Annotated in this window: 1 protein-coding gene and 1 pseudogene; both read left to right on the forward strand. The window is 68.3% G+C overall.

Annotated features, from left to right (window positions below; translation table 11 throughout):
• Positions 1-108: 108 nt before the first annotated feature.
• Positions 109-2,829: pseudogene (locus AC27IO_RS22265) on the forward strand (amino acid adenylation domain-containing protein); the annotation flags it as partial.
• Between the two features lie 112 nt (positions 2,830-2,941).
• The coding region (locus AC27IO_RS22270; RefSeq protein ID WP_498740813.1) for a hypothetical protein at positions 2,942-3,094 on the forward strand (153 nt) is incomplete at its 3' end.

The following is a 3,094-nucleotide window of genomic DNA, read 5'->3' on the forward strand; positions in this document are numbered from 1 at the left end:
ATCGAGGGCGCTGGCGCAGATCTGGGCCGAGGTGCGTGGGGGTGCAGCGGCGTAGGGCGCAATGACCACTTCTTCGAACTGGGCGGGGATTCGATCCTGAGCCTCAAGGTGTGCGCCCAGGCCCGTGCGCGGGGCCTGCCACTGGGGCCGCGGCAGGTGTTCGAGCACCAGCGGCTGGCAACCCTTGCCCAGGCGATTGCCGCGACCCAGGCCGAAACCCCTTCGGCGGACCCTTCAGGGCCGCCCATCACGGCACTGAGCGCTGCAGAGCGTGTCGGTCCCCTTGCCCTGTCGCATGCGCAGTTGCGGCAATGGTTCCTGTGGCAGCTGGATCCACAAAGCACGGCGTACCACATCAGCGGGGCCTTGCATTTGCAGGGCGCGCTGGACAGCGAGGCCCTCCATGCCAGCTTCACCGATCTGATCGAGCGGCACGAGGCCTTGCGCACCGTGTTCCGCCCGCGCCTTGACGGCACGGCCGAGCAGGTGATTCAGGCACATTCCCGGTTCGCTCTGGACGTGGCGGATCTGCGCACGGTGGCACTGGCAGATCGGCCGCACCGTGCACAACAGGCGGCCCGGCGCATCAGCCAAACGCCCTTCGATCTCAGCGCGGGGCCGTTGCTGCGGGTCGGGCTGATCCGCCTCGGCGAGCGCGAGCATTGGCTTGTGGTGGTCATGCACCATATCGTCTCCGACGGCTGGTCCATGCAGGTGCTCGTGGAGGAATTCGTGGCCCGGTACCGGGAGCGGTTATTGGGCCGGTCCCTTGCGCTGGCGCCCCTGCCCATCCAGTACGCCGACTATGCGGCATGGCAAAGGCAGTGGCTGGAGGCCGGTGAGAAAGACCGGCAGCTCGCCTATTGGACAAAGCAGTTGGGCGACGAACATCCCGTGTTGCAACTGCCCACCGATCATGTTCGGCGCACGGAGGGCCAATACCGATCGGCGCTGTGGGAAATCGAGCTTCCCAAGGAAATCGTCAGCGCCCTGCAGCGTCGGGTGCGTTCGCAGGACGCCACTTTGTTCGTTGCACTGCTTGCGGGTTTCCAGGCACTTCTGCATCGCTACACAGGCCTGCACGACATCCGCGTGGGGGTGCCCATTGCCAACCGCGACCGGGTGGAGACCCAGGGCCTGATCGGATTCTTCGTGAATACACAGGTGCTGCGCGGGCAGTTCGACGGTCGCACGCCGCTTGGCGAAGTGCTGGCCGCCGCCAGGCAGGCGGCACAGGGTGCGCAGGCGCACCAGGATCTGCCCTTCGAGCAATTGGTGGAAGCCTTGCAGCCTGATCGCAGCCTCGGCGTCAGCCCCCTGTTCCAGGTGCTTTTCAATCACCAGCGCAATGGCCTGTCCTCCTTGCGGGATCTGCCGGACCTGGTACTCAAGAGCCAGCCTTTGCCGGATGGTGCGGCGCAATTCGAGTTGACGCTCAGCACCACGGAGGAAGCGGATGGACAGGTGTGCGCCCAGTTCATCTATGCCTCGGAGCTGTTCGATTCTGGGACGATGGAGCGGATGGGGGAGCACTACATGGCGCTCTTGCAGGCGCTGGCGGAGCGCCCTGGGCAGGCGGTGGGCGAGGTGCCGTTGCTGGGCGCGGCGGAGCGCGATCGGCTGGCGGCGTGGGGCGACAACCGCCAGGGCCACGGCACGCCGGTGGCGGTGCACGAACTGTTCGAGCGCCAGGCGGCGGCGCAGCCCGATGCCCCTGCGTTGGTGTTCGGCCAGGAGGCGCTGAGCTACGGCCAGCTCAACGCCCGCGCCAACCAGCTGGCGCACCGGCTGGTGAAGCTGGGGGTGCGGCCCGAGACGCGAGTGGGCATTTTGGTGGAGCGCAGCACCGAGATGGTGGTGGGGCTGTTGGGCATCCTGAAGGCCGGGGGGGCGTATGTGCCGCTGGACCCGGAGTACCCGCCGGAGCGGCTGGCCTACATGGTGCAGGACAGCGGCATCGGCCTGCTGCTCACGCAGCACCAGCATGGTGGCAAGGTGCCCGAGACGGCGGGCTTGCAGGTGCTGGAGCTGGACACGGTGCGGCTGACCGACGAGCGCGAACACGACCCGCAGGTGGCGCTGCACGGCGAGAACCTGGCGTACGTCATCTACACCTCCGGCTCCACCGGGCGGCCCAAGGGCGCGGCCAACCGGCATGCCGCCCTGCACAACCGGCTGGCCTGGATGCAGCAGGCCTATGCACTGGATGCGAGCGACACCGTACTGCAGAAAACCCCGTTCGGCTTCGATGTATCGGTGTGGGAGTTCTTCTGGCCCCTGATGCAGGGCGCGAGGCTGGTGGTGGCAGGTCCGGGCGACCACCGGGAGCCGGCCCGGCTGGCCGCATTGATCCAGCGCCACGCCGTGAGCACGGTGCATTTCGTGCCCTCCATGCTGCAGGCCTTCCTGGCCCACGACGGCACCGCTGCGGCGTGTACCAGCCTGCGGCGCATCGTCTGCAGCGGAGAGGCTTTGCCTGCGTCAACGCAGAACGCCGCGTTGCGGCGGTGGCCGCGAGCCGACCTGTACAACCTGTACGGCCCGACCGAAGCGGCGATCGATGTCACGCAGTGGCAGTGCCGTGAAGACGGAGGCACGCAGGTGCCGATCGGGCGGCCGATCTCGGCCACGCAGGCGTGGGTGCTGGATGGGCAGTTGAACCCGGTGCCGCAGGGCGTGGCGGGAGAGCTGTACCTGGGAGGCATCAGCCTGGCGCGGGGCTACCTGGGACGGCCGGGCCTGACGGCCGAGCGGTTCGTGGCGGGGGAGGGAGGCCAGAGGCTGTACCGAACGGGAGACCTGGTGCGCTGGAACGCGCAGGGGCAGCTGGAGTACCTGGGGAGGCTGGACCACCAGGTGAAGATCCGGGGGCTGCGGATCGAGCTGGGGGGAGATCGAGGCGCAGTTGCTGGCGCAGCCCGAAGTGCGGGAGGCGGTGGTGGTGGAGCAGCAGGGCAGGCTGGTGGCGCACGTGGCGCTGCATGGCGAGCGCCAGCAATTGCAAGCGCAGGACGAAGGGGCCGGGATCGATGCGGCCTGGCTGCGCGAGAGGCTGGGCAAGGCGTTGCCGGACTACATGGTGCCGGGGGCGGTG

The organism is Acidovorax sp. KNOB132, from assembly GCF_057541515.1.